The following is a 22264-nucleotide window of genomic DNA, read 5'->3' as shown; positions in this document are numbered from 1 at the left end:
ACTCCAGGCGCGAAGCTAGCGGGCGCGTACCACACGGGACTCGTCCCACACCGGGGCATCCGACTCGTAGACCTCGCCGTCGCTGCCGAACACCAGGAACCGGTCGAAGCCGCGCGTGAACCAGCGGTCATGGGTGACCGCGAGCACGGTGCCGTCGAAGCGCGACAGGCCCTCTTCGAGCGCCTCGGCCGAGACGAGGTCGAGGTTGTCGGTCGGTTCGTCGAGCAGCAGCAGCGTCGCACCGGAGAGTTCGAGCAGCAGGATCTGCAGTCTCGCCTGCTGCCCGCCGGAGAGCGAATCGAAGGTCTGCTGCGCCGCCGCCGCGAGTCCGTAGCGGTCGAGGGCCGAGCTCGCGGCCTCGCGCGCCATGCCGTCGCGGTTCGCGTCGCCGCGGTGCAGGATGTCGAGGAGGGTGCGGCCGCGGTACTCGGGGTGCTCGTGGTTCTGCGCGAACCAGCCGGGCACGACGCGCGCGCCGAGCACGGCACGGCCGGTGTGCGGCACCCGGGCGAGCGACTCCCCCACCGTCGTGATGTGGCCGAGGGTGCGATCGGGTTCCGTGCCGCCGCCCGCGAGCAGGCGCAGGAAGTGCGACTTGCCCGAGCCGTTCGAGCCGAGCACCGCCACGCGGTCCCCGTACCAGACCTCGAGGTCGAAGGGCTTCATGAGTCCCGTGAGCTCGAGTCCTTCGCCGACGACGGCGCGCTTGCCGGTGCGCGATCCGCGCAGGCGCATCGAGACGGCCTGCGCGGGCGGGCGCTCCTCGGGCGGCCCGGCCTCCTCGAACTTGCGCAGTCGCGTCATGGCGGCCTGGTAGCGCGACGCCATGCCGTCGTTGTAGGTCGCCTTGACCTTGAGGTTGGCCACGAGCGTCTTCAGCGCAGCATGCTGCTCGTCCCAGCGGCGGCGCAGCTCGTCGAGGCGCTCGAAGCGCTCGTCGCGCGCCTGGTGGTACCCCTCGAAGCTGCCGCCGTGCACCCACGCCGTATTGCCGGCGGCGCCGACCTCGAGCGTCACGATGCGATCGGCGGCACGGGCGAGCAGCTCGCGGTCGTGCGAGACGAGCAGCACCGTCTTGGGGGTCGCCCGCAGCTGCGCCTCGAGCCACCGCTTCCCCGGCACGTCGAGCGAGTTGTCGGGCTCGTCGAGCAGCAGCACCTGCTCGGGGCCGCGGAAGAGCGCCTCGAGCGCGAGCCGCTTCTGCTCGCCGCCCGAGAGCGTCGAGAGCTCGCGCCACTTCGCGCGCTCGAACGGGATGCCGAGCGCTGCGGTCGTGCAGTGGTCCCATACGACCTCCTGGTCGTAGCCGCCCGCCTCCGCGTACTCGGCGAGCGCGGTGGCGTACCGCATCTGCGCCTCGGTGTCGTCGTGTTCGATGAGGGCGGTCTCGGATGCCTCGAGCTCGATCGCCGCCGCACGGATGCGGGTCGGCGCGACCGAGACGAGCAGGCCCTGCACCGTGGCATCCGTGCCCTCGATCGTCGCGCCGGTGCCGACGAACTGGTCCATCACGCCGAGCCCGCCGTCGACCTGCACGCTGCCCTCGTCGGGTCGCAGCTCGCCGCGGATGATGCGCAGCAGCGTCGACTTGCCCGCGCCGTTGGCGCCGATGAGTGCGGTGGTCGCGCCGTCCGTCACGCGGAAGGCGAGGTCGGCCAGCAGCGGCCGGCCGTCGGCGAGCGAGAATGAGACGCCGTTGACGTCGATGAAGCCCATGGGAGATCCGTTCGGTCCGCGGCCGGGCCACCTCGCCCGGTTCCGCACCGCCCGATGGGCAGCCGACCAGACTAGCGCGCCTCGATTGCCTCTGCCACCCGCAGCTGTTGTGCGGCAAGCTGGATCCATGCAACGCACCGCAGCAGAGCCCCTCGACGTCCTCCGCACGCGAACGAGCGAGAAGTGGCGCCACTACCCCGCCGACGTGCTGCCGCTGCCCGTCGCCGAGATGGACTACCCGCTCGCCGAGCCGATCAAGGCGGCGCTGCATGCGGCCGTCGACCGCTCCGACACGGGTTACTCGGCCGGGAGCCTCTCCGTCGCCGAGGCGTTCCAGGGCTTCGCCGCGACCCGCCTCGGCTGGGATGTCGACCCGGCGCGGGTGACGTGCACCGCCGACGTCAGCATGGGCATCGTCGAGATGCTCCGCCAGGTCACCGAACCCGGCGACGGCGTCGTCATCACCCCGCCGATCTACCCGCCGTTCTTCGACCTCGTGACCGAGGCATCCGGCCGGGTCGTCGAGGTGCCCATGCTCGGCGGCATCGACGAGGGCTGGTCGCTCGATCTCGACGGCATCGACGCGGCGTTCGCGGCCGGCGCCCGCGCCATGGTGCTCTGCAACCCGCACAACCCGATCGGCCTGGTTCCAGATGTCTCGCAGCTCGCCGCCCTCGCCGACATCGCCGCCCGCCACGGCGTCACGATCATCTCCGACGAGGTGCACGGTCCGCTCGTGCAGCCCGGCGTCGACTACACGCCGTTCCTCACCGTCTCCGACGCGGCGCGCGAGCACGGCGTCACCGTGACCGCGGCGACGAAGGCGTTCAACATCGCCGGGCTGAAGGCGGCCCTCATCGTGACCGCGAGTGATCGCGGCGACCGCGCTCGCACCGCGCTCCCCTACGAGGTCGAGTGGCGCATGAGCCAGTTCGGGTCGATCGCCTCCGTCGCGGCGTTCCGGCACGGCGGCCCATGGCTCGACGGCGTACTCGCGAGCCTCGACGACAACCGCCGCCTGCTCGCGGAACTGCTCGCCGACGAACTGCCGGGCGTGCGCTACCGCATGCCCGACGCGACCTACCTCGCCTGGCTCGACCTCTCGGCGCTGGGTTGGGGCGACGACCCCGCCGCGTACGCGCTCGAGCATGCGAAGGTCGCCCTCGGCATCGGGCCGATGTTCGGCGCCAGCGTCGGCCGCGGACACGTGCGACTGAACTTCGCCTGCACGCCCGAGGTGCTCGCCGAGGCGATCACCCGCCTCGCCGACGCCCGCTGAGCGCCGGGGCACGAGCCTCGGCAGGGATCCGAACGAAGGGACTCGCGCCATGACGACCGAACCGAACACGTCGATCGAGATCCGGTTCGCGGTGCCCGACGACGCCCTCACGGCCGCTCGGCTGCAGGTCGAGTTCGCGGAAGAGTTCGACTCGCCCACGCCGAGCCGCGAGGTGCTGACGCCGCGCTTCCACGAGCTCATCGCCGACGCCGCGGCGTTCGTGCTGTTCGCGGGCGCGCCGCCCGAACCGCAGGGCTACGCCGTGGTGACACTGCGTCCGACCGTGTACTGCGACGGCCCGCTCGCCGTGCTCGACGAGCTCTACGTCGCGCCTGGGCTGCGCGGCGCAGGCATCGGCACGGCACTGCTCGAGCACGCGATCGCCGAGGTGCTCCGCCGAGGCGGCGGCGAGATGCACATCAACGTCGACGAGGACGACGTCGATGCCCGGCGGTTCTACGAACGCCACGGATTCGTGAACGTCGAGCCGGGCACCGACTACCGCATGCTCTGCTACATCCAGGAGCTCTAGCGGGTGTAGTTCGGAGCCTCGACGACGATCTGCACGTCGTGCGGGTGCGATTCCTTCAGCCCGGCCGGCGTGATGCGAACGAACCGGCCCTTGGACTTCAGCTCGGTGATCGTGCGCGCGCCGACGTAGAACATCGACTGGCGGAGGCCGCCGATGAGCTGGTACGCGACGGCCGACAGCGGGCCGCGATAGGGCACCTGGCCCTCGATGCCCTCGGGGATCAGCTTGTCGTCCGACGGGACATCCGCCTGGAAGTAGCGGTCCTTCGAGTACGAGGTCTTCTGGCCGCGGGTCTGCAGCGCGCCGAGCGAGCCCATGCCGCGGTAGGCCTTGAACTGCTTGCCGTTCTGGAAGACGAGTTCGCCGGGGCTCTCGGCGGTGCCCGCGAGCAGCGAGCCGAGCATGACGGTGTCGGCGCCGGCGACGAGCGCCTTCGCGATGTCGCCCGAGTACTGCAGGCCGCCGTCGGCGATGAGCGGCACTCCCGCCGGCTTCGTGGCCTTGGATGCCTCGTACACGGCCGTGATCTGGGGCACGCCCACCCCCGCGACGACGCGCGTGGTGCAGATCGAGCCCGGTCCGACGCCGACCTTCACGGCGTCGGCGCCCGCGTCGACGAGCGCCTGCGCGCCCTCGCGGGTCGCGACGTTGCCGCCGATGACGTCGATGTGGGCGAACGTCGGGTCGGTCTTCAGACGGCGGATGATGTCGAGCACGCCGGCCGACTCGCCGTTCGCGGTGTCGACGACGAGCACGTCGACGCCGGCGTCGCGGAGCGCCTCCGCGCGCTCCCACGCGTCGCCGAAGAAGCCCATCGCGGCGCCGACCCGGAGGCGGCCCTCGCTGTCTTTCGTCGCGTTCGGGTACTGCTCCGACTTGTCGAAGTCCTTGACCGTGATGAGGCCCGTGAGGTGGCCCTCGTCGTCGATGAGCGGCAGCTTCTCGACCTTGTGCTTCGCGAAGATCGCGAGCGCCTCATCGGGGTTCATGCCGACACGGCCCGTGATGAGCGGCATCTTCGTCATGACCTCGGCCACCGTCGTGGTCGGCTTCTCGAAGTCGGAGACGAAGCGCATGTCGCGGTTCGAGATGATGCCGACGAGCTTGCCGTCGGTGTCGACGACGGGAAGTCCGCTGACCCGGTACGTCGCGCAGAGCGCGTCGACGTCGGCCACGGATGCCTCGGGCGTCGTCGTCACCGGATTGGAGACCATGCCCGACTCGCTGCGCTTGACGCGGTCGACCATGTCGGCCTGGTCGGCGATCGAGAGGTTGCGGTGGAGGATGCCGATGCCGCCCTGGCGGGCCATCGCCACGGCCATGCGGGCCTCGGTCACGGTGTCCATCGCGGCCGACAGGAGCGGCGTCGCGACGTTGATGCGGCGGGTGAGACGCGAGGTCGTGTCGGCCTCGCTCGGAATCACATCGGTATGGCCAGGCAGCAGGAGGACGTCATCGTAGGTGAGTCCTGTGAGTCCGAACGGGTCGGCCTGGTCCATGTCGCTCCTTGTGTCGAGTTCTGCCCGAATACCGCGCGCCGGTGGTCGGGCCCGCACTATCAATGTTAAGCGAGTTTGCATCCCGGGCATTCCCGGATAACAATCGAACGCCGTTTGCCTCATGAGCGAAACACATGAGACATAATCGGCACGTACTGTCGACGACGTTGTCGACAGGTAAGGACCGAACCCCGAAGGCCACCAGCCCGAGGGGTGCCCTTGGAGGTGCAGTGAAACCCACACGAACGCTCGCCCATCGGTCTCCAGGGAGGTGGCTCGTTCTCCTCGGAATCCTCGTGTCCGCACTCACTCTGTCCGGCATCGCAGCGTCCCCTGCGATGGCGGAGGATGTGAGTACGGCCCAGGCTTCCGAAGAATTCGAGTACTTCTTCACGGGGAACGTGCAATTCGATCGCGAGCCGCTCGAAGGCGTCAAGATCACGGTCGAAGGCGGCGGCTTCGAAGCCGACGCCGAGACCGATGTCGACGGAAAATGGCGCATCGGCGTGCCCGAGAAGGGCGAGTACGAGGTCACCCTCGACGAAGACACCCTGCCCAAGGGCGTCGTCGTCGCGAAGGGCGACGCCACCGTCACCGCCGAGTTCGGCCTCACGAAGCTGAAGGCCGTGAACTTCTTCCTCGGCGAGGGCGAACGCACGACGACGAACTTCGCGGCGCAGCTGCTCGAGCGAGTCATCAACGGCCTGAACTTCGGCCTGCTCCTCGCGCTCGCGGCCATCGGTCTCTCGCTCATCTTCGGCACGACGGGGCTCTCGAACTTCGCCCACGCCGAGATGGTGACCTTCGGCGCCCTCATGGTGCTGAGCTTCGGCGTCGACCTCGCCTGGCCGATCTGGCTGGCGATCGCGATCGCCATCGTGCTCAGCGCCGGACTCGGGTGGACCCTCGACGCGGTGATCTGGAAACCGCTCCGCAAACGCGGCGTCGGACTCATCCCGCTCATGATCGTGAGCATCGGACTCTCGCTCGCGATCCGCTACACGTACCAGTTCTTCTACGGCGGAGCGACCCGGCAGCTGCCCGGGGCCACCGCCCCGAAGGAGCTGTCGTTCGGCGGAGTCCAGCTCTCCTGGATCGACGTGGGCAGCATGATCGTGTCGGTCGTGGTCCTCCTCGCCGTCGCGTACTTCCTGGTGAAGACCCGCATCGGCAAGGCCACCCGCGCCGTCGCCGACAACGCGAGCCTCGCCTCGGCGAGCGGCATCGACGTCGACCGGGTCATCCGCATCGTCTGGGTGCTCGGTGCCGCGCTCGCCGGCCTCAGCGGCATCCTGTGGGCCTACTTCCGTCCCGGCGTCAGCTGGGACATGGGCTTCCAGATCCTGCTGCTGATCTTCGCCGCGGTCACCCTCGGCGGTCTCGGCACCGCATTCGGCGCCCTCGTCGGCTCCCTCATCGTCGGTCTCTTCATCGAGATCTCGACGCTGTGGCTGCCGAGCGACCTGAAGTACGTGGGCGCGCTCGTCGTGCTGATCCTCGTGCTGTTGTTCCGACCGCAGGGCATCCTCGGTCGCCGCGAGAGAATCGGCTAAGGAGGACCGACCATGATCGACTGGATTCAGATCTTCTCCAACGCGGCGCAGGAGCTCATCAGCCCCACGACCGCGGCATACGCACTGGCGGCCCTCGGCCTCGCGATCCACTTCGGATACACGGGCCTGCTGAACTTCGGGCAGGCGGGCTTCATGGCCCTCGGCGCGTACGGCTACGCCATCTCGGTGCTCTCCTTCGACCTGCCCGTCTGGGCCGCGGTGCTCGTCGGCATCGGCGCGTCCGTCGTGTTCGCGCTGATCCTCGGCATCCCGACCCTGCGGCTGCGCGCCGACTACCTCGCGATCGTCACGATCGCGGCGGCGGAGATCCTGAGGCTCATCTTCACGACGAACACGTTCGAGGCCGTCACGGGCTCGGCGCAGGGCCTGAACGGCTACAAGGGCAGCTTCGCGGCCCTGAACCCGATCCCGAAGGGCACCTACGGCTTCGGCCCGTTCCAGTACAACGAGTACGACTGGTGGCTGCGCATCGTCGGGTGGACCGTCGTGGTGCTCCTGGCTCTGCTCACCTGGCTCATCATGCGCAGCCCGTGGGGCCGCGTTATCAAGGGCATCCGTGAAGACGAGGACGCCGTTCGCGCGCTGGGCAAGAACGTCTACTCGTACAAGATGCAGAGCCTCATCCTCGGTGGCGTCTACGGCACCCTCGCCGGCATGATCTTCATCCTGCCTCGAGCCGTCGTTCCGGCGAACTACCAGACCTCGCTCACCTTCTTCGTCTACGCGATCCTGCTCCTCGGCGGGGCCGCCACGATCCTCGGGCCCATCATCGGCTCGATGATCTTCTGGGTGCTGCTCTCCTTCTTCTCGGGCTTCATCTCCCGAGCGGTCGAGGCAGGCTGGCTCCCGTTCATGACGCAGGTGCAGGCCGGACAGCTCCGGTTCATCCTCGTCGGCATCGCGATCATGCTGATCGTGATCTTCAGGCCTCAGGGCATCTTCGGAAACAAGAAGGAGCTGGCCTTTGTCAAGTGATGTCACTCCCACGTCCAAGCCGGTGAAGACCACCGGCCTCCACATCGGCGAGGCAGAGCCGGGATGCCGCAAGGTCGACCCGATCCTCATCGCCGACGGGGTCACCCGCACGTTCGGCGGCCTGAAGGCGGTCGACGTCGACCACGTCGAGATCCCCCGCGGCGCGATCACGGCCCTCATCGGCCCGAACGGCGCCGGCAAGACCACGTTCTTCAACCTGCTGACGGGCTTCGACAAGCCCGACACCGGCAAGTGGGAGTTCGAGGGGCGCTCGCTGGCGCACGTGCCCGCCTACCGGGTCGCGCGCATGGGCCTCATCCGCACCTTCCAGTTGACGAAGGCGCTGGGCCTGCTCAGCGTGCTCGACAACATGAAGCTCGGCGCGAAGGGCCAGAGCGGCGAGAACCTCTTCCGCGCGGTCTTCCCCTTCATCTGGCGCAAGCAGGAGGAGGAGATCGAGGCCAAGGCGGTCGAGCTGCTCACCCGCTTCAAGCTCGACGCCAAGCAGACCGACTACGCGGCGAGCCTCTCGGGCGGGCAGCGCAAGCTCCTCGAGATGGCGCGGGCGCTCATGAGCGACCCCACGCTCGTGATGCTCGACGAGCCGATGGCCGGGGTGAACCCGGCGCTGACGCAGTCGCTGCTCGACCACATCCTCGACCTGAAGTCGCAGGGCATGACCGTGCTCTTCGTCGAGCACGACATGCACATGGTGCGCCACATCGCAGACTGGGTGGTCGTCATGGCCGAGGGTCGCATCGTGGCGGAGGGCGATCCTCACACCGTCATGGAGAACCCCGCCGTGATCGACGCCTACCTCGGCGCCCACCACGACACCGATCTGGGTGTCACCGACACCGAGAACATCGAGGCCATCAAGGAGCTCATCGATGACGAACAGTGAATCCGCTGCGAGCGCAGTGATCGAGCCCCTCGGCGCCGAGGTCGTCGCGGTCGACAACGTCACCGCCGGCTACCTGCCCGGAGTGAACATCCTGAACGCGTGCTCGCTCGTGGCACGACAGGGCGAGCTCATCGGCATCATCGGCCCGAACGGCGCCGGCAAGTCGACCCTGCTCAAATCCATCTTCGGACTCGTGAAGGTGCGCGAAGGCCAGATCCGCCTGAACGGCGAGGAGATCACGAACCTGAAGGCGAACAAGCTCGTCGCCAAGGGCGTGGGCTTCGTGCCGCAGACGAACAACGTGTTCCCGTCGCTCACCATCCAGGAGAACCTCGAGATGGGCCTCTTCCAGAAGCCCAAGGGGTTGAAGGAGCGGCTCGAGTTCGTCACCGAGATCTTCCCCGAGCTCGGCAAGCGACTCGGCCAGCGTGCCGGCTCGCTGTCGGGCGGTGAACGGCAGATGGTCGCCATGTCGCGTGCGCTCATGATGGGCCCGCACGTGCTGCTGCTCGACGAGCCGAGCGCGGGTCTCTCGCCCGTGCGTCAAGATGAGGCCTTCCTGCGGGTGAAGGAGATCAACCGCGCCGGCGTCACGACCATCATGGTCGAGCAGAACGCCCGCCGCTGCCTGCAGATCTGCGACCGCGGCTATGTGCTCGACCAGGGCCGCGACGCCTACACGGGCACCGGTCGCGACCTGTTGAACGACCCGAAGGTCATCGGTCTCTACCTGGGCACCCTCGGGCAGGACTGACACACCACGAGAACGAAGCGGGGCGGATGCTGCGGCATCCGCCCCGCTTCGCTGTCTGCCGCACTCCAGCGGGCCGGAATCGCCGCGCTGGGGAACGCCGGCCGCGCTTGCTCGCGAATGCCGCGTGCAGAGGGCGTGCAGGCCGGCCTGCGCGCCGCTCGCCCCGCCTGGCCCCTGCTTGACCCGTACTCGGCTGACAGGCCCGCTGTCGTCCGTCTGCGGCCGTCAGGATCGGGTGCCGTCACCGAGGCCGTCGGTCGTGGGACCGAGACGACGCGAGAGCGTTCCGCCGAGGCGCAGGAGGAAGCCGACGGCGCGCCGAGTGCAACCGTGTCGCTCGTCTGATCCTGCGACTCGGCGATGCGCACGCGCCGCACGGGCGCCCACGCGTGCGCCGGGCGCACGAAAGCGGGCCCCGGCCGAAGCCGGGACCCGCTCAGTGACGACCCGTACTAGTTGATGCGGGTGTACTTGTTGTCGTCGCCGTACTCGTAGACGCCGATGGTCGCTTCGGTCGGGTCACCGTGCTCGTCGAGCGTGATGGGACCGGAAGCACCGTCGAAGTCGATCTGCTTGCCCTCGGCGAGCAGCGCAGCGCCGTCGGCGAAGTTGTCGACCTTCTCGCCGTCGCCCGAGCCGCCCGAGACCTGACGCAGGTACTTGGCGATGTCGGCACCTTCGGTGCTGTTCGCCGCGTACGCCGCGAGGGCGATGAGGACGGTCGCGTCGTACGACTCGGGGCCGTAGCTGAAGTCGGCGAGGTCCGGGTTGACTGCGAGCAGTCGGTCGCGGAAGTCGTCGTCGAGCTTCGGGCCGGGCAGCGTGCCCTTCGAGCCGGCGATGAGGCCGGGCGCGAAGTCCGCGCTGTAGTCGGACAGGTTGCCGTCGACGAAGTAGAGCTGGTCGCCGGGGTAGCCCGAGCCGACGAGCGCCGGCACGACGACCTTCGCCTCGTCGAACGTGATGACTGCGACGGCGTCGGGGTTCGAGGCCGAGATGGCCGAGAGCTGCGCGTCGAAGTTCGAGTCACCCGTGTTGAAGAGCTCTTCGGCGACGACTTCGCCGCCGGCTGCTTCGAACGCCGCCTTGGTCGCGGCCGCGAGGCCGGTGCCGTAGGGGTCGTTCAGCACGAGCAGTCCGAGCGTCGAGTGACCGTCGTCGGCGATCTGCGTGCCGAGCACCTCGCCCTGGAGCAGGTCGGAGGGTGCCGTGCGGAAGTACAGACCGGAGTCTTCGTACTCGGTGAAGTCGGGCGAGGTGTTCGCCGGGGAGAACTGCACGACTCCCGCCGAGGCGATCTGGTCGATGACGGTGAACGAGACGCCCGACGACGCCGCACCGATGATCGCCGAGACGTCCTGCGAGAGCAGGTCGGTCACGGAGACGGTGGCGATGTCGGTCGTGGTGTCACCGGAGTCGCGGTAGACGACCTCGAGGCTCATGCCCGCGTCGGCTGCGTTGACTTCTTCGGCGCCGAGAGCCACACCGGCCTCCTCGGGCGGGCCGAGGAATGCGAGCGTGCCGCTCTGGGGAAGGATCGTGCCGACCTTGAAGGTCAGGTCACGTTCACCGGCCTCGATGGGCAGGGCGTCGCCGGCGGTGTCGTCGCCCGGCTCTTCCGTCTCGGTCGACGGCGTGCCGCCCGACGCGCACGCAGACAGGAGAAGGGTGCTGACGCCGGCAATGGCGAGACCCGTCCATGCTGCGCGAGCCGAACGCTTGGCCGTGGCCTTCGCGAATACGCTCATGTTGCTCCTTGGGACTGAAGGAATTGGTACACAATGCAGCGCCATGGTGACGCCGTTGTCTGACAGTATTCCGCGCTCATGGCGGAAACAAGACGCTGCGGTCACAACCGTGTAACACCGCGTCAATCGTTACCCTGCCGACACCTCGGCCGAGTTCGACGCACGGAATCGGCGGAATCACGAGCTTTCACGCGAAGATCGCGCGCACGTGGCATCCGCCCACCCGACTCGCACCCGGAGCCGCCCGCAAGGCGCCGACCGCCGCTCAGGCGGGCTCGGCGATCACCCGACGCGACGCGTGCACCCCGCGGATGAGGTCGACCGTCAGCACGATGAGCGCGAGCCACACGAGCCCGAAGCCGACCCAGCGCTCGGGCGGCATCGGCTCCTGCAGGATGAACACGCCGACGAGGAACTGGATGAACGGCGCGAAGTACTGGATGAAGCCCATGAAGATGAGCGGCAGTCGCCGCGACGCGGCCGCGAAGAGCAGGAGCGGCACCGCGGTGACCGCGCCGAGGCCGATCAGCAGCACCGTGTGCCACACGCTCACCGTGCCGATGGTCAGGCCGGTCGTCATGGCGACGAAGACGAGTTGCACGACGGCGAGCGGCGCGAGCCAGACGGTCTCGAGCGTGAGGCCCGAGACGGCGTCGACCTTCGGGCCGACGCGCTTCTTGATGAGGCCGTAGAACCCGAACGAGAACGCCAGCACGAGGGCGATCCAGGGCAGCTGACCATAGCCGAGGGCGAGCACGATCACCGCGACGATCGAGATGCCGACCGCGGTCCACTGGGTCGGGTTCAGCCGCTCGCGCTGCACGAACACGCCGAGGAACACGGTGACGATGGGGTTGATGAAGTAGCCGAGCGCCGCTTCGACGACCTGGTTCGTCGTCGCCGCGAAGACGTAGGTCTGCCAGTTGATGAAGATGAGCACGCCCGCGAGGCCCATCGTGAGCACGATGCGCCGATCGCGGAAGAGCAGGCCGAGTGCACGCCACGCGCGCGTGACGAGGATCAGCAGGGCGCAGAAGACGAGCGAGAAGAGCACCCGCCATGCGACGATCTCGACCGGGCCCGAGGGGGCCAGCGCGATGAAGTAGATCGGCAGGAATCCCCAGAGACCGTAGGCGGCGATCGCATAGAGGAGGCCGGATCGGCTCACGCCGGCCGAGGCGCCGGCCGATTCGGGAACCTGGGTCTCGGAGCGGGATGGCACCAGCACAGACTACGCCCGAGAACGGGCGCCGATCGGCGACCGGTCGGCCGTTCGGCGTCGAGATCCGGCCGCGACGGGACGACGGCGTGGCATTCCGGGCAGCGGATGCCGCGACATCCGCTGCCCGCATACGACGAGGCCCGGATGCCCCATGGGGCATCCGGGCCTCGGATCGATCTGTCGCGCCTTAGCGGACGACGACTGCCAGCACGTCGCGAGCCGACAGGACGAGGAAGTCCTCGCCGCCGAACTTGACCTCGGTGCCGCCGTACTTCGAGTAGATCACCTTGTCGCCGACAGCGACGTCGAGCGGGACGCGGTTGCCGTTGTCATCGATGCGGCCGGGGCCCACTGCCACGACCTCGCCCTCCTGGGGCTTCTCCTTGGCGGTGTCGGGGATGACCAGACCGGATGCGGTGGTCTGCTCGGCCTCGACCTGCTTGATGACGATGCGATCCTCGAGCGGCTTGATGGAAACCGACACGGTTGACCCCTTCTCTCTGTGAAGAAAACTGTCTTGACGAAGACTTGGTTAGCAGCCTCAGAGCGAGAGTGCTAAGGCGAGTCTAGGCGCGATTTGGCACTCGTGCAACGTGAGTGCCAGCCCGTTCAGCCACTGGCGAAACGCCGGCCGCAGCGCGGTGCTAGCGTTGCCGGGTGGATCGCGCCGAACTCGTCGAACTGCTCTCCCCCGAGGGTCTCACGCTGCTCGACGGGCTGCCCGACTGGGACTCGAAGGCCGACATCGTCAAGACCGTCGCCGACCTGCGCAAGCAGGGGCACCCGCCGACGCTCGTCGCCGCCGTGCTCAGCCAGGCGAAGCTCCGTGCGAAAGCCGAGGCGAAGTTCGGCCCGTTCGCGTCGCGCATGCTCTTCACCGAGGCGGGCCTCGAACAGGCGACGCGCCTGAAGGTCGCCGCCCTCCACGCCGGACGCTTCTCGCGCGCCGGCGTGCGCCATGTCGCCGACCTCGGCTGCGGCATCGGCGGCGACGCCCTCGCCATGGCCGCGATCGACCTCGAGGTCACCGCCGCCGAAGCCGACGAGGTGACGGCCGCCATCGCCGCATACAACCTCACGCCGTTCTCGCACGTGCGCGTGTTGCACGAGCAGGCCGAGCAGGTCGCGCTCGGCGGCATCGACGGAGCCTGGCTCGATCCCGCGCGCCGCACGACCGCTGGCGGCACGACGACGAGGATCGCGGATGCCTCGGCCTACTCCCCCTCGCTCGACTTCGCCTTCGGGCTCGGCGAGCGCATGCCCGTCGGCGTGAAGCTCGGCCCGGGCACCGACCGCGACGTGATTCCGACCGGCGCCGAGGCGCAGTGGGTCTCGGTCGACGGCGACCTCGTCGAGCTCGGCGTCTGGTTCGGGGCGGTCGCACGCCCGGGCATCCGCCGTGCAGCGCTCGTGATCCGCGGCGACGCCGCCCAGGAGCTCACGGCCGATGCCGACAGTGAGGACGCTCCCGTCGGCCCGCTCGGGGAGTTCGTGTACGAGCCCGACGGCGCCGTGATCCGCGCGCGCCTGATCGGCGACCTCGCCCGGGCGAACGGCGCGTGGATGCTGAGCTCCGGCATCGCCTACCTGACCAGCGACACGGCGTTCGATTCGCCGTTCGCGCGCGGGTTCCGCCTGCTCGAGCGCCTGCCCGCCGACGAACGTCAGCTGCGCCAGGCGCTCGCGGCCCGCGGCATCGGCACGCTCGAGATCAAGAAGCGCGGCGTCGACGTCGACCCGGCGCAGCTGCGCACGCGACTGAAGCTGAAGGGCGCGGCATCCGCGACGATCGTGTTGACGAGGGAGTCCGGCCGGCACGTCGCACTGCTCGTCGAGCGCCTCTGACGCACAGGCCGGGTCAGCTCGGAAGCGCGCCGAAGACGATGGCGTAGTACCCGATCCAGACGGCCGAGAACACGAGCCCCGCGAGCCCGGTTCCGATGCCCACGAAGGCCAGCGTCCGGCCGTGCTCCTCACGGCGCAGGCCCAGCACCCCGAACACGATCGCCGCGATCGAGAGCGGCAGCATCCAGCCGACGAAGAGCGATGCCGCAGCGCCGATGGTGCCCACCACGGCGGCGACCCAGCTGTACACCCGCCGTTGCGTCTCCTCTTCGGCCTCCTCGACCGTGTCGAAGCCCGGACGGTGCACGATCAGGAGTTGCCCGGTCGAGATCGACTGCAACTGGCCGGTGTCGAACGGCACCTCGAACTCGCGCACGGCGGGTTCGGCGCGGAACGTCGGCTCGGCCGGCCGGAACGGGGCGAGCGGGTCGGGCGGATCGGGCGGCAACACGGGCTGAGCGAGTGGCGGCGCCGGCGCGTCGGGCAACGACACGTCCGGCAGCGACGCGTTCTGCTGCGGCGTGTCAGGCAGCGACGCGTTCGGCTGCGGCGAAGCGTCCGGTTCGCCGGCCCCCGGAACGCGGTCAGGGGCCTCGCCGTCGGGCGAAGCCCCATCACGCGTGGTCATCGGACGCCCCTCAGTAGTAGTAGTTCCCGTAGCCGGCGAACAGCACGCTCCACATCACGAGCGACAGCAGGCCGATGGCGACCCCGACGAAGCCGAGGATGATGCCGGTGAGCCACATGCCCTTGGCTGCCGGCTCCTTCTTCTTGCCCAGGAAGCCGAGCACGACGGCTGCGGCCGGGATGAAGAGCTGCAGGATGCCGCCGACGAAGGGGATGAAGACGACGAAGAATCCGATGATGCCCACGACGCCCGCGATGAGCGAGATCAGGCTGAGCACCGGAGTCGGCTTCGCCGGCGTGGCGGGAGCGTACGCGCCGCCGTAGGCGGGCTGCGCCGGAGCGCCGTACCCTGCCGCGGGGGCGCCGTAGGCCGGAGCACCGGCAGCCGGCTGCGCGGGCGCGCCGTAGGCAGGAGGCGCCGGCGGCGTCGGAGCGCCGTAGCTCGGTGCAGCGGGCGGCGGCGCGCCGTAGCTCGGGCCCGACGGCGGCGCGGGCGGTGCCGGAGGCACGGGCGCTGCCGGCGGCTCGGGCGCCGATGGAACGTCGGGCGTCGAGGCGACCGGAGCCGCTTCGACCGGAGCGACCGGCTCGGGTGCGCTCGGCACCGCGGGTTCGGCCGGGGTCGGCGCCTCGGGTTCGGGCACGCTCGGCGTCACCGGTTCGTCGGGCACGTCGGGCACATCGGGAACGTCGGGATTCTTCGGATCACTCATGGCATTCCGCCCTTCTTCGTGGTCGTTCAGTGGCGCGAGCTCGTCGCTCAGTACGAGGAGTACGAGCTGCTGAAGGCACCGGCCGCCGCGAGCACGATGACCAGGATGATCCAGATGAGGCCGGCGGCGAGACCGACATAGCCGATGATCAGACCTGCGATCGCGAGGCCGCGCCCCTGCTCGCCCGTCTTCTTGATCTGGCTCAGCGCGATGTGGCCGGTGATGACCGCCGCCAGCGAGACGAAGAACGCCGACACGAGCGAGATGATCGCGAGCACGTTGGTCTTCGCAGCGGGCGCCTGTGAGTACGCGGGCTGACCGTAGGCGGGTGCGGGCTGACCGTAGGCGGGTGCGGGCTGGCCGTAGGCGGGGGCAGCGGGCTGTGCGTACGCAGGCGCAGCGGGCTGCTGCGGCGCGCCGTACGCGGGCGCGGCAGGCGCGGCGGGCGCAGCCGGAACCTCGGTCGCGGCCGGCGGTGCCGGCGGGACCGGCGGAACGGCGGGCTGCTCGGGAAGGTTCGGATCGGTCACTGTCGGTGTTCCCCTCGATGCGGTCGAATGCGCTCAGCCACGGCGGCAGGCGCTCCGGGCGCCGTCGACGACGGCGACCTCCGGTTCTCCCGCTCACACTACCGCGACACGCGCATGGGCGCACGGACTACGCGACGCTCGCCGCCATCTGAATCTCGGTCGCCGGCAGGGTCGAGTCGGCCCCGAAATCGAGGGTCGACGGCGGATGCCCCGCCATCACGAGTTGCGCGCCGAGGGCCGCGATCATCGCGCCGTTGTCGGTGCAGAGCGACAGCGGCGGAATGCGCAGGGCGATGCCCGCGGCATCCGCTCGTTCGATCGCCACTTCGCGGAGGCGCGAATTGGCGACCACGCCGCCGCCGAGCAGCAGGCGCGGCACGCCGAGGTCGGTGCACGCGGCCACGGCCTTCGAGACGAGCACGTCGACGACGGCCTCGCGGAAGCTCGCGGCGACGTCGGCGAGCGGAACCGGCTCACCGGCGGCCTCGCGCTGCTCGACCCAGCGGGCGACGGCCGTCTTCAGCCCCGAGAAGCTGAAGTCGTACCGGTGCGCGACCAGGTCTTTCGGCTGCGTGAGCCCCCGCGGGAAGCGGATCGCGCGAGGGTCGCCGCCGATCGCGGCCCGGTCGATCTCGGGGCCGCCCGGATAGCGCAGGCCGAGCAGGCGCGCGACCTTGTCGAAGGCCTCGCCCGCGGCGTCGTCGATCGTCTCGCCGAGCAGCTCGACGTCGGAGACGAGGTCGCGCACGAGCAGCAGCGAGGTGTGGCCGCCCGAGACCAGCAGGGCGACCGTCGGCGTCTCGAGCGGCGCGGCCGTGTCGAGCAGGTCGGCGCCGACATGGCCCACGAGGTGGTTCACCGCGTAGATCGGCACGTCGAGCGAGAGGGCGAGGGCCTTCGCAGCCCCGACCCCGACCATGAGCGCGCCCGCGAGACCGGGGCCGCTCGTCACGGCGACGGCGTCGAGATCGTCGAGCGTGACGGATGCCTCGGCGAGCGCCGCCCGGATCGTCGGGCCGAGCGCCTCGAGGTGGGCCCGCGCCGCGACCTCGGGCACGATGCCGCCGTAGCGCGCGTGCTCGTCCATGGAGGAGGCGATCGTGTTGGCGAGCAGGGTCGTTCCGCGCACGATGCCGACCCCGGTCTCGTCGCACGAGGTCTCGATGCCGAGGATCAGCGGGGCCTCCCGGTTCATCGCCTCGCCTCCGCGTCTCGCTCGTCGAGCGGCGTCCGCTCGGCGGCTGCCGCGCCCGATGACCCCGCCTCGGCGGGCCGGGCCACCGCGGGCGGCACCGTCAGCCGCATGTGCACGGCGTCGATTCCGCCGCGATAGTAGCGACGGCGGACGCCGATCTCCTCGAAGCCGAGCGACTCGTAGAGCGCGCGCGCGATGGGGTTGTCGGCGCGCACCTCGAGGAAGATCTCGGCGACGTGCCGGCGACGCGCCTCGGTGATGAGGGCGTGCATGAGCCCGCGTCCGAGCCCGATGCCGCGGATCGAGGGCGCGACCGCGATCGTCTGGATGTCGCCCTGACCGCCGCCCTTGGGCGCGAGGAGTCCGGCGTAGCCGAGCAGGCCGACGGCATCGCCCTCCGCCTCGTCGTCGACCGCGATGAGGTAATAGGCGTGCGGGCTCTCGAGCTCGCGGCGCATGGCGTCTTCGGGCCAGGCGTCGGCCTCGAAGGTCTCGCGCTCGAGCACCATGATGCGATCGAGGTCGGCGAGCTTCGCACGCCGCATGAACACGCTCATCGCAGCACCTTCTTGCCTGCCGAGGGGGTCACATCGGGTGCGCGAAGGTAGATCGGCGCGTCGGCCGCGAGCGGCAGCCGTCCGGCGGCGAAGGCGAGTTCGGCGAGCATCCCGATCGCGCCCGCCGAGACGACCGTCGCGTCGAAGCGGATGCCCCGCGCCGCCAGCACGTCGTCGCGGGGCACGAGCCCGGGGCCGCCGACCCGCACGGGCAGCCCGTCGCGATCGAGACCGTCGTACTCGGAGACGGCGAATTCGCGCCGACGGGCATCGGTGACGACCTGCAGCGGGCCGGCGTCGCCCGCCGTGTACCGGCTCAGCGCGATCGCGTCGTGACTGACGACGGGCACGAACGGGCGGTCGATGCCGAGCGCGAAGGCGTGCGCGGCAGCGATGCCGACGCGGAGCCCGGTGAACGGGCCCGGTCCCATGCCGGCGGCGACGCCCGAGAGATCGCGCCGGTCGATGCCCGACTCGGCGAGCGCGTCCCTGATGAAGCCGCCGATCACCTCGGCGTGGCGCATCGTGTCGTCGGTACCGGTCTCGGCGAGACAGCGCAGTTCGCCCGTGGCGCGGTCGCGATCGACGACGGCGACACTCGTGCCCGTCGAGGTGTCGATCGCGAGAAGCATGCCCTCAAGCCTACGCGCGCGCGGCGTATGGAGTGGTCGCCCACCGGGGGCCGTACCCCATCGCCGTGACGACTCGGGGCTCGTCGGCGTCGAGCGCTGCATCGAGGTCGGCGTCGATGGACTCGGCATGCGCTGCTCGCGCGGCGACGGCGCTCGCACCGGTGGGTCGTTCGATGACGATCTCGAGCCACGAGTCGGTGACGTCTTCGACGAGGCCGGCGCCCCACTCCACCACCACGACCGAACGGTCGAAGTCGAGGTCGAGGTCCTCGAGCAGAGCGGCACTGCCCAGCCGGTACGCGTCGACGTGCACGAGCGGGGCGCCGCCGACGAGGCTCGGGTGCGTCCGGGCGAGCACGAACGTCGGGCTCTGCACCGGCCCGCGGATGCCGAGGCCCGCGCCGATGCCACGCGTGAGCGTGGTCTTGCCCGCGCCGAGCGGGCCGGTGAGCACGACGACATCACCCGCCCGCAGCACGGCGCCGAGCTCACGGCCGAACACCTCCATGGCCTCGGTGTCGGGCGCCTCGAAGCGCATCATGCGCCGCCGAGGTAGCGCCGCGGCACCCGCGCTCCGATGCGGGTGACGATCTCGTAGCCGATGGTGTCGGCGGCATCGCCCCAGTCGTCGGCCGAAGGTGCGCCGGTCTGCGGATCGCCGAACAGCACGACCTCGTCGCCGGTCTCCACCGGGTCGTCGCCGACGTCGACCACGAACTGGTCCATGGCGATGCGGCCGACGACCGGGCGCTTGGCGCCCCTGATCCAGACCTCGCCGCGGCCCGATGCCTGACGCGGGATGCCGTCGGCGTAGCCGAGCGGCACGAGCGCGAGGCTCGTCGGGCGGTCGGCGCGCCAGGTGTGGCCGTACGAGACGCCCGTTCCGGGCCCGATGCGCCGCACCGCCGCGACTCGGCCGCGCAGCGTCATCGCCGGGCGCAGCCCGAGGTCTTCGGCCGTCGTGCCGTCGCCGAAGGGAGGCACGCCGTAGGCGCCGATGCCGATGCGCACGAGGTCGAAGCGGGCCGCCGGCAGTCGCAGCGCGCCCGCGGTCGAGGCGAGGTGACGCACCTCGGCACGCAGTCCGGCGGTCTCGGCCTGCACGACTCCGAGCTCGAACGCCGCGATCTGCGCGGCGTCCTCGTCGGGAGAGGTGTTGGCGAGGTGGCTGAAGAGCCCGCGCACGTGGATCCGTCCCGTGGCTTCGAGCTCTGCGGCCCGGGCGACCGTGGCCGGCCAGTGCTCGGGTTCGACGCCGCTGCGGCTGAGCCCGGTGTCGAGCTTCAGGTGCACACGGGCGACCGCGCCGACGGATGCCGCGGCAGCCGCGATCGCCTCGAGCTGTTCGCGCGACGAGACGCCGAGATCGATGTCGCGGGCGATCGCCGGCCCGAAGTCGGTGCCGGGGTCGTGCAGCCAGGAGAGGAGCGGCGCGTCGATGCCCGCGTCGCGGAGCGCAAGCGCCTCGGCGATGTCGGCGACGCCGAGCCACTCGACACCGGCCGAGAGCGCGGCCCGCGCCACCGGCACGGCGCCGTGACCGTAGGCGTTCGCCTTGACCACCGCCATCGTGCGCGCAGGCGCAACGGCCGCCGCGAGCGTGCGGAGGTTCTCGCGCACGGCGTCGAGGTCGACGACCGCTTCGCGGAACGGCGCCGCCGCGGCATCCGATGCCGTGATCACGACGCGCGCCCCGTGCCGCTCTCGAGCACGACGAACGCGCTCGCGATGCCGGCGTCGTGGCTCATCGTGAGGTGCACGCGCTCGATGCCGAGGCTGCGCGTGAGCTCGGCGATCGCGCCCGAGAGCTCGAAGTCGGGGTTGCCGTGCTCGTCTTGCACGACGCGCATGTCGTGCCACCGGATCACGGGGTTGCCGCCGAGCGCCTTGATGAGCGCCTCCTTCGCCGCGAACCGTGCGGCGAGCGACCGCACCGGGCGTTCGCGTTCGCTCTCAGCGAACAGGCGCTCGCGGAGCGCGGGAGTGCGGGTCAGCGACCGCTCGAACCGGGCGATGTCCACGACATCGATGCCGATCCCCGCGATCACGCCGCCGCCTCCCGCGCCCGCATGCTCACTCGACCGTGACCGACTTCGCGAGGTTGCGCGGCTGGTCGACGTCGAGGCCCTTGGCCTGAGCGAGCTCCATCGCGAAGATCTGCAGCGGCACGACGGCCAGCAGCGGCTCGAAGAGCGGCGCCGCGAGCGGGATGCGCAGCACCTCGTCGGCGAACGGCAGCACGGCGGCGTCGCCGGCCTCGGCGATCGCGATGACGCGTGCGCCGCGAGCGCGGATCTCCTGGATGTTCGACACGACCTTCGGGTGCAGGGTGGCCGAGCCGCGCGGGCTCGGCACGACCACGAAGACGGGCTGACCCGGCTCGATGAGCGCGATCGGGCCGTGCTTGAGCTCGCCGGCGGCGAAGCCCTCGGCGTGGATGTACGCGAGCTCCTTGAGCTTCAGCGCGCCCTCGAGGGCGATCGGGTAGCCGACGTGACGGCCGAGGAAGAGCACCGAGCGGGTGTCGGCCATCCAGTGCGCGAGCTGCGCGACCTTCTCGGACTCCGCGAGCACCAGCTCGAGCTTCGCGGGCACCGCCTGCAGCTCGTGGAGCTGCTCCGCGATCTCGTCGGCCGACAGCGTGCCGCGCACGCGCGCGAGGTGCAGGCCGAAGAGGTAGAGCGCTGCGATCTGCGCGACGAACGCCTTCGTCGACGCCACGGCGACCTCGGGGCCGGCGTGCGTGTACACGACGGCGTCGGACTCGCGCGGAATCGTGGCGCCCTGCGTGTTGCAGATCGAGATCGTTCGCGCGCCCTGCTCACGGGCGTACTTCACGGCCATGAGCGTGTCCATGGTCTCGCCCGACTGGCTGATCGAGACGACGAGCGTGTGGTCGTCGAGCACGGGCTCGCGGTAGCGGAACTCATGGCTGAGCTCGATCTCGACCGGCACGCGCGCCCACTGCTCGATCGCGTACTTGGCGACCATGCCCGCGTACGAGGCGGTACCGCAGGCGATGATCGTGATGCGACGGATGCCTCGGAGCTCCTCGTCGCCGAAGGACGCGAGTTCGGGGATCACCACGGCGTCGTCGACGACGCGGCCGAGGAGCGTCTTCGCGACGGCCTCGGGCTGCTCGGCGACCTCCTTGCGCATGAACGACGACCAGCCGCCCTTCTCGGCTGCGGAGGCGTCCCATGCGACGTCGAACGGCTCGACCTCGACGGGCTGCCCGTCGAAGTCGGTGACGACGACGTCATCGGCGGTGATCGTCACGATCTGGTCCTGACCGATCGCCAGGGCGCGCTTCGTGTACTCGACGAAGGCAGCGACGTCCGACCCCAGGAAGTTCTCGCCGTCACCGAGCCCGATGACGAGCGGCGAGTTGCGACGGGCGCCGACGACGACGCCGGGCTCCGAGCGGTGCACGGCGAGCAGCGTGAACGCACCATCGAAACGGGCGACCGTGTTGCGGAACGCCTCGCGGAGGTCGCCCGTCGCCCGGTACTCCTTGCCGAGGAGCACTGCGGCGACCTCGGTGTCGGTCTCGCTCTCGAAGGTGTACCCCTCGGCGAGGAGTTCCGCCTTCAGCTCGGAGAAGTTCTCGATGATGCCGTTGTGGATGAGGGCGAGGCGACCCTCGTCGCCGAGGTGCGGGTGCGCGTTGACATCGGTCGGGCCGCCGTGCGTCGCCCAGCGCGTGTGGCCGATGCCGGTGCCGCCCCGGTGGAGCGGGTGCGCCTCGAGTTCGTCGGCGAGCACCTTCAGCTTGCCGGCGCGCTTGGCCGTCTCCATCGTCCCGTCGTCGTCGACGACCGCCACTCCGGCCGAGTCGTAACCACGGTACTCGAGGCGACGAAGGCCTCCCATAAGGACGTCGAGGCTGTTTCGCTCTCCGACGTATCCGACGATTCCACACATGGGAGCGATTCTACTGGCGCGCGACTGGGTGTCCGCTC

Annotated in this window: 22 protein-coding genes; 7 read left to right on the top strand and 15 right to left on the bottom strand. The window is 70.1% G+C overall.

The annotated features are described in order from the left end of the window. Positions 1-15: 15 nt before the first annotated feature. On the bottom strand, positions 16-1716 hold the full coding sequence (locus JOE59_RS01820) for an ABC-F family ATP-binding cassette domain-containing protein (protein ID WP_204458689.1): 1701 nt from the start codon (positions 1714-1716) through the stop codon (positions 16-18). Between the two features lie 127 nt (positions 1717-1843). On the opposite strand from JOE59_RS01820, the gene JOE59_RS01815 reads away from it, so the two are divergent. Both JOE59_RS01815 and JOE59_RS01810 read left to right on the top strand, forming a co-directional pair. After that, positions 1844-2995: a MalY/PatB family protein gene (locus tag JOE59_RS01815; protein ID WP_204458688.1), complete on the top strand. Its 1152-nt coding sequence runs from the start codon at positions 1844-1846 to the stop codon at positions 2993-2995. Between the two features lie 49 nt (positions 2996-3044). After that, positions 3045-3527, top strand: coding sequence for a GNAT family N-acetyltransferase (locus tag JOE59_RS01810; protein WP_204458687.1), 483 nt, complete (start codon positions 3045-3047; stop codon positions 3525-3527). On the opposite strand, the gene guaB is transcribed toward JOE59_RS01810, so the two are convergent. After that, positions 3524-5026 (bottom strand): IMP dehydrogenase, encoded by a 1503-nt coding sequence (gene guaB / locus JOE59_RS01805; protein WP_204458686.1) that lies wholly within the window; start codon positions 5024-5026, stop codon positions 3524-3526. The two genes, JOE59_RS01810 and guaB, sit on opposite strands and share 4 nt — an antisense overlap. Positions 5027-5376: 350 nt before the next feature. Here guaB and JOE59_RS01800 point away from each other — a divergent pair, with 350 nt between their 5' ends. The 4 genes from JOE59_RS01800 to JOE59_RS01785 are packed head-to-tail and all read left to right on the top strand — an operon-like array spanning position 5377 to position 9233. Continuing rightward, the gene (locus tag JOE59_RS01800) at positions 5377-6579 is read left to right on the top strand and encodes an ABC transporter permease subunit (RefSeq protein WP_307836908.1); all 1203 of its coding nucleotides are present in this window, start codon (positions 5377-5379) and stop codon (positions 6577-6579) included. Positions 6580-6594: 15 nt separating this feature from the next. Then, positions 6595-7575, top strand: coding sequence for a branched-chain amino acid ABC transporter permease (locus tag JOE59_RS01795; protein WP_179552781.1), 981 nt, complete (start codon positions 6595-6597; stop codon positions 7573-7575). After that, entirely contained in the window at positions 7565-8479 is a 915-nt protein-coding gene (locus tag JOE59_RS01790) for an ABC transporter ATP-binding protein (RefSeq protein WP_179550939.1), read from the top strand. The genes JOE59_RS01795 and JOE59_RS01790 overlap by 11 nt, the downstream gene beginning before the upstream one ends. Then, the gene (locus tag JOE59_RS01785) at positions 8466-9233 is read left to right on the top strand and encodes an ABC transporter ATP-binding protein (RefSeq protein ID WP_179550940.1); all 768 of its coding nucleotides are present in this window, start codon (positions 8466-8468) and stop codon (positions 9231-9233) included. The genes JOE59_RS01790 and JOE59_RS01785 overlap by 14 nt, the downstream gene beginning before the upstream one ends. A gap of 452 nt (positions 9234-9685) precedes the next feature. Here JOE59_RS01785 and JOE59_RS01780 read toward each other — a convergent pair whose 3' ends face one another. The 3 genes from JOE59_RS01780 to groES all read right to left on the bottom strand — a co-directional run bounded on the left by JOE59_RS01780 (position 9686) and on the right by groES (position 12687). After that, positions 9686-10981, bottom strand: coding sequence for an ABC transporter substrate-binding protein (locus JOE59_RS01780; RefSeq protein WP_204458684.1), 1296 nt, complete (start codon positions 10979-10981; stop codon positions 9686-9688). Between the two features lie 265 nt (positions 10982-11246). Further along, positions 11247-12203: an EamA family transporter RarD gene (gene rarD, locus JOE59_RS01775; RefSeq protein WP_374191108.1), complete on the bottom strand. Its 957-nt coding sequence runs from the start codon at positions 12201-12203 to the stop codon at positions 11247-11249. 187 nt (positions 12204-12390) lie between these two features. Beyond that, entirely contained in the window at positions 12391-12687 is a 297-nt protein-coding gene (gene groES, locus JOE59_RS01770; protein ID WP_022889766.1) for a co-chaperone GroES, read from the bottom strand. Between the two features lie 173 nt (positions 12688-12860). Here groES and JOE59_RS01765 point away from each other — a divergent pair, with 173 nt between their 5' ends. Further along, positions 12861-14048 carry a class I SAM-dependent methyltransferase gene (locus tag JOE59_RS01765; RefSeq protein ID WP_204458683.1) on the top strand — a complete coding sequence of 396 codons (1188 nt, stop codon included), beginning with the start codon at positions 12861-12863 and terminating at the stop codon, positions 14046-14048. Positions 14049-14061: 13 nt separating this feature from the next. On the opposite strand, the gene JOE59_RS01760 is transcribed toward JOE59_RS01765, so the two are convergent. The 10 genes from JOE59_RS01760 to glmS all read right to left on the bottom strand — a co-directional run bounded on the left by JOE59_RS01760 (position 14062) and on the right by glmS (position 22226). Continuing rightward, positions 14062-14676 carry a DUF4190 domain-containing protein gene (locus tag JOE59_RS01760; RefSeq protein ID WP_204458682.1) on the bottom strand — a complete coding sequence of 205 codons (615 nt, stop codon included), beginning with the start codon at positions 14674-14676 and terminating at the stop codon, positions 14062-14064. A gap of 10 nt (positions 14677-14686) precedes the next feature. Next, positions 14687-15388 carry a DUF4190 domain-containing protein gene (locus tag JOE59_RS01755; protein ID WP_239560053.1) on the bottom strand — a complete coding sequence of 234 codons (702 nt, stop codon included), beginning with the start codon at positions 15386-15388 and terminating at the stop codon, positions 14687-14689. 47 nt (positions 15389-15435) lie between these two features. Beyond that, a complete protein-coding gene (locus tag JOE59_RS19040; protein WP_204458681.1) occupies positions 15436-15918 on the bottom strand; it encodes a DUF4190 domain-containing protein in 483 nt (160 codons plus the stop codon). Positions 15919-16045: 127 nt separating this feature from the next. Then, a complete protein-coding gene (gene tsaD, locus JOE59_RS01745) occupies positions 16046-17113 on the bottom strand; it encodes a tRNA (adenosine(37)-N6)-threonylcarbamoyltransferase complex transferase subunit TsaD (protein WP_204458680.1) in 1068 nt (355 codons plus the stop codon). Further along, positions 17110-17670, bottom strand: a complete 561-nt coding sequence (gene rimI / locus JOE59_RS01740; protein ID WP_204458679.1) for a ribosomal protein S18-alanine N-acetyltransferase — start codon at positions 17668-17670, stop codon at positions 17110-17112. The genes tsaD and rimI overlap by 4 nt, the downstream gene beginning before the upstream one ends. Further along, positions 17667-18302 carry a tRNA (adenosine(37)-N6)-threonylcarbamoyltransferase complex dimerization subunit type 1 TsaB gene (gene tsaB, locus JOE59_RS01735; RefSeq protein WP_204458678.1) on the bottom strand — a complete coding sequence of 212 codons (636 nt, stop codon included), beginning with the start codon at positions 18300-18302 and terminating at the stop codon, positions 17667-17669. Before tsaB ends, rimI begins: the two co-directional genes overlap by 4 nt. 10 nt (positions 18303-18312) lie before the next feature. Beyond that, positions 18313-18843 (bottom strand): tRNA (adenosine(37)-N6)-threonylcarbamoyltransferase complex ATPase subunit type 1 TsaE, encoded by a 531-nt coding sequence (gene tsaE, locus JOE59_RS01730; RefSeq protein WP_204458677.1) that lies wholly within the window; start codon positions 18841-18843, stop codon positions 18313-18315. Then, the gene (gene alr, locus JOE59_RS01725; RefSeq protein ID WP_307836907.1) at positions 18840-19985 is read right to left on the bottom strand and encodes an alanine racemase; all 1146 of its coding nucleotides are present in this window, start codon (positions 19983-19985) and stop codon (positions 18840-18842) included. Before alr ends, tsaE begins: the two co-directional genes overlap by 4 nt. After that, on the bottom strand, positions 19982-20350 hold the full coding sequence (locus JOE59_RS01720; RefSeq protein WP_204458676.1) for a holo-ACP synthase: 369 nt from the start codon (positions 20348-20350) through the stop codon (positions 19982-19984). The genes alr and JOE59_RS01720 overlap by 4 nt, the downstream gene beginning before the upstream one ends. A gap of 25 nt (positions 20351-20375) precedes the next feature. After that, the gene (gene glmS / locus JOE59_RS01715) at positions 20376-22226 is read right to left on the bottom strand and encodes a glutamine--fructose-6-phosphate transaminase (isomerizing) (protein WP_204458675.1); all 1851 of its coding nucleotides are present in this window, start codon (positions 22224-22226) and stop codon (positions 20376-20378) included. Positions 22227-22264: the final 38 nt, after the last annotated feature.

The organism is Agromyces cerinus (genome assembly GCF_016907835.1).
GTDB lineage: Bacteria > Actinomycetota > Actinomycetes > Actinomycetales > Microbacteriaceae > Agromyces > Agromyces nitratus.
The sequence above is the reverse complement of the archived record's forward strand: the minus strand, read 5'-3'. Positions and strand labels throughout refer to the sequence as shown.

Excerpts from the sequence above, each read along its gene's own strand:
- tsaE (WP_204458677.1), bottom strand. The coding sequence starts at position 18,843 with ATGATGCGCTTCGAGGCGCCCGACACCGAGGCCATGGAGGTGTTCGGC.
- JOE59_RS01810 (WP_204458687.1), top strand. The coding sequence starts at position 3,045 with ATGACGACCGAACCGAACACGTCGATCGAGATCCGGTTCGCGGTGCCC.
- tsaD (WP_204458680.1), bottom strand. The coding sequence starts at position 17,113 with ATGAACCGGGAGGCCCCGCTGATCCTCGGCATCGAGACCTCGTGCGAC.
- JOE59_RS01760 (WP_204458682.1), bottom strand. The coding sequence starts at position 14,676 with ATGACCACGCGTGATGGGGCTTCGCCCGACGGCGAGGCCCCTGACCGC.
- rimI (WP_204458679.1), bottom strand. The coding sequence starts at position 17,670 with ATGAGCGTGTTCATGCGGCGTGCGAAGCTCGCCGACCTCGATCGCATC.
- JOE59_RS01820 (WP_204458689.1), bottom strand. The coding sequence starts at position 1,716 with ATGGGCTTCATCGACGTCAACGGCGTCTCATTCTCGCTCGCCGACGGC.
- JOE59_RS01785 (WP_179550940.1), top strand. The coding sequence starts at position 8,466 with ATGACGAACAGTGAATCCGCTGCGAGCGCAGTGATCGAGCCCCTCGGC.
- JOE59_RS01815 (WP_204458688.1), top strand. The coding sequence starts at position 1,844 with ATGCAACGCACCGCAGCAGAGCCCCTCGACGTCCTCCGCACGCGAACG.
- glmS (WP_204458675.1), bottom strand. The coding sequence starts at position 22,226 with ATGTGTGGAATCGTCGGATACGTCGGAGAGCGAAACAGCCTCGACGTC.
- JOE59_RS01780 (WP_204458684.1), bottom strand. The coding sequence starts at position 10,981 with ATGAGCGTATTCGCGAAGGCCACGGCCAAGCGTTCGGCTCGCGCAGCA.
- tsaB (WP_204458678.1), bottom strand. The coding sequence starts at position 18,302 with ATGCTTCTCGCGATCGACACCTCGACGGGCACGAGTGTCGCCGTCGTC.
- guaB (WP_204458686.1), bottom strand. The coding sequence starts at position 5,026 with ATGGACCAGGCCGACCCGTTCGGACTCACAGGACTCACCTACGATGAC.
- JOE59_RS01755 (WP_239560053.1), bottom strand. The coding sequence starts at position 15,388 with ATGAGTGATCCGAAGAATCCCGACGTTCCCGATGTGCCCGACGTGCCC.